Source organism: Pseudomonas sp. ES3-33 (assembly GCF_000952175.1).
GTDB classification, from domain to species: Bacteria; Pseudomonadota; Gammaproteobacteria; order Pseudomonadales; family Pseudomonadaceae; genus Aquipseudomonas; species Aquipseudomonas gregormendelii.
This window is the reverse complement of record NZ_JZRI01000068.1, coordinates 1-2,821: the sequence shown is the minus strand read 5'-3', so window position 1 is coordinate 2,821 and position 2,821 is coordinate 1. Positions and strand designations below refer to the sequence as shown.

The window sequence follows — 2,821 nt, the reverse complement described above, 5'->3', positions numbered from 1 at the left end:
AGGGTGGACACCCTTTCGCTGGCATCGGTGAAGCTGTCATCGACCGGGGTGACGCTGATGTTCAGGGTCGAAGTGACATTGCTACCGGAGCCGTCAGTGACGGTGTAACTGACCACCGGCACGCTGCCGTTGTAGTTGGCGGCTGGAGTAAAGGTGTACGCCCCGTTCGCGCCGATCACCAAGGTGCCGACATTGGCGATGGTCGCCGTGGTGCCAGCGGTGTAGGTGTTCGCACCGATGGTGAAGTTGAGAACGCTGACCGGGCCGTCGACGCTCGAGGTACCCGTGAGGACGCTGCCGGTAACGGCAGTGTCTTCAAGGGTGGACACCCTTTCGCTGGCATCGGTGAAGCTGTCATCGACCGGGGTGACGCTGATATTCAGGGTACTGCTCGAGCCAGTGCTGGTGGTGTAGGTTACCTGTGGGACGTTGCCATTCCAGTCGGCCGCCGGCTTGAAGGTGTAGTCGCCGTTGCTGGCGATGATCAGCGTTCCGACACCGATAATGGTCGCGGTCTGGCCCGCGGTGAAGCTACCGTTGACCCCGTTCACGGTGAAACCGGTAACGCTCAGGACATTGTCGACATCGTGGTCGTTGGTCAGCACGTTGCCGATCGCATCATGGTCTTCGTCGACGGTGATCCGGTCCAGCTGCAGCAAGCTTGCGTCATCGACGGCCGCAACGTGCACAACTAGTGGCAGTGAAGTGCTGGCACTTGGGGCATCGCCGTCTTTGGCAGTGGCCGTTACGGTCAGGGTGATGTCGCCATTGAAGTTCGTCGGCGGTGTCAGCTTGAGCGTGGACAAGTTCCAGCCCGCGAGGTCCACGGAGGTCGAGCCGTTGGTTGCATTGAAGGTGTGGATGCCATCGGTGAGACTGGAACCCGTCGGCAAGTCGCTCAGTGTGATAGTGAGTGTTTCCGAGCCGTCGGCGTCGTTGGTGTGGGCCTGGATGGTTGACAGCAGAATCGCGGTGTCTTCAAGGCCCGAGTTGAGCACTTGAGTGACATTGATGTTGTCCAGCACGCCGCCCAGGCTGTTGCTGTCCCCGGCGCGGAACTCGAGCTTCTGGTTGCCATCGGCTGTGACCGGAATGTCAAAGCTGTAGTGCTGCATGCCGGCGGTCGCGGTGTTCAGGGTGCCAATGAGTTGGCCACCCCAGTACACATTGATGAGCGAGTTATCCACACCAGCCCGCGGTGCATAGTCGAACGACACGTTGTAGGTGGTACCAGCCTGGGCATCGATGGTGGTGTAGAGGTTGGCCGCATCACCGGAATTACGTTCCAGTTCGATGACCTGATTATCGCCGCCGGCACCGTAGACGCTGGCCTTGCCGATTTCGACCATGCCACCGTTGTTGTCAGTGTGCCAAACGCCGTTACCGAGCTTGCTGACAGCAACGTCGCCATGGGCACTTTTCAGCACGACTTCTTGCAGGTCAGTCGAGACGACTAGACCGCCACCGGTCAGTGACAGGCTTGGGGTATCGGTTATTGGTGCGACGACGATTGTGCCAGTTGCCGGAGACGCGGAAGGCATGCCCTGGTTGTCGGTCGAGCTGTAGGTGAAGTGGGTGGTACCACTCCAGTCGCCGGTAGGCTTGAAGTAAATCGTTGCGCCGTTGGCGGTTGCGGAGATCACGCTGCTGGCGGTCAACTCGATGGTCCCGGCGGCGTCAGCGTAAAAAACGCCATTGGCTGGCAGGCTGGTCAGGCTGAAATGGTCGACGCTGCCGTCGATGTCATTGCCGCCCAGCTGCACGGTAATCAGATGATCTTCATCACCGCTGGCGGAGGTGGTGCTGACGGTCGGAGCGTCGTTGACCGAGTTGACAGTGATGTCCAGCGTGCTGATGGAATTGGTGTTGGTGGTGTAGCTGATCTGCGGAGCAGTGCCGTTCCAGTTGGCCGCTGGGGTGAAACTGTAGTCGCCGTTGGCGGCGATAGTCACGGTGCCGACGCCAGCGATAGTAGCGACTTGACCCGCAGTAAAGGAACCGGTGACGCCTTGTACGGTGAATGTCGCGACACTCAGAGTGTTGTCGACATCTATGTCGTTGCCGAGCACGTTGCCGGTTGCAACATTGTCTTCATCGACCGTTTTGGTATCCGCAGTCAGGACGCTCGGGTCATTGACCGGGGTGACGCTGATGTTCAGGGTCGAGGTGACATTGCTACCGGAACCGTCGGTGACGGTGTAGCTGACCACTGGCACGCTGCCGTTGTAGTTGGTGGCCGGAGTAAAGGTGTACGCCCCGTTCGTCCCGATCACCAGGGTGCCGACGTTGGCGATAGTCGCGGTGCTGCCGGCGGTGTAGGTGTCCGCACCGATGGTGAAGTTGACCACGGTCACGTCGCCGTCGACGCTCGAGGTACCCGTGAGGACGCTGCCGGTCACTGCAGTGTCTTCCAGGGTGGAGACCGTTTCGCTGGCATCGGTGAAGCTGTCATCGACCGGGGTTACGCTGATATTCAGGGTCGAAGTGACATTGCTACCGGAACCGTCGGTGACGGTGTAGCTGACCACTGGCACGCTGCCGTTGTAGTTGGCAGCCGGAGTAAAGGTGTACGCCCCGTTCGTCCCAATCACCAAGGTGCCGACATTGGCGATAGTCGCGGTGCTACCAGCGGTGTAGGTGTCCGCACCGATGGTGAAGTTGACCACGGTCACGTCGCCGTCGACGCTCGAGGTACCCGTGAGGACGCTGCCGGTCACTGCAGTGTCTTCCAGGGTGGAGACCGTTTCGCTGGCATCGGTGAAGTTGTCATCGACCGGGGTGACGCTGATGTTCAGGGTCGAAGTGACATTGCTACCGGAAC

General features: G+C 60.0%; 1 protein-coding gene. It reads right to left on the bottom strand.

The features are described from left to right. Positions 1–2,821, bottom strand: a 2,821-nt coding sequence (locus UB23_RS12470) for a beta strand repeat-containing protein (RefSeq protein ID WP_045059627.1), incomplete at both ends; no start/stop codon positions are given.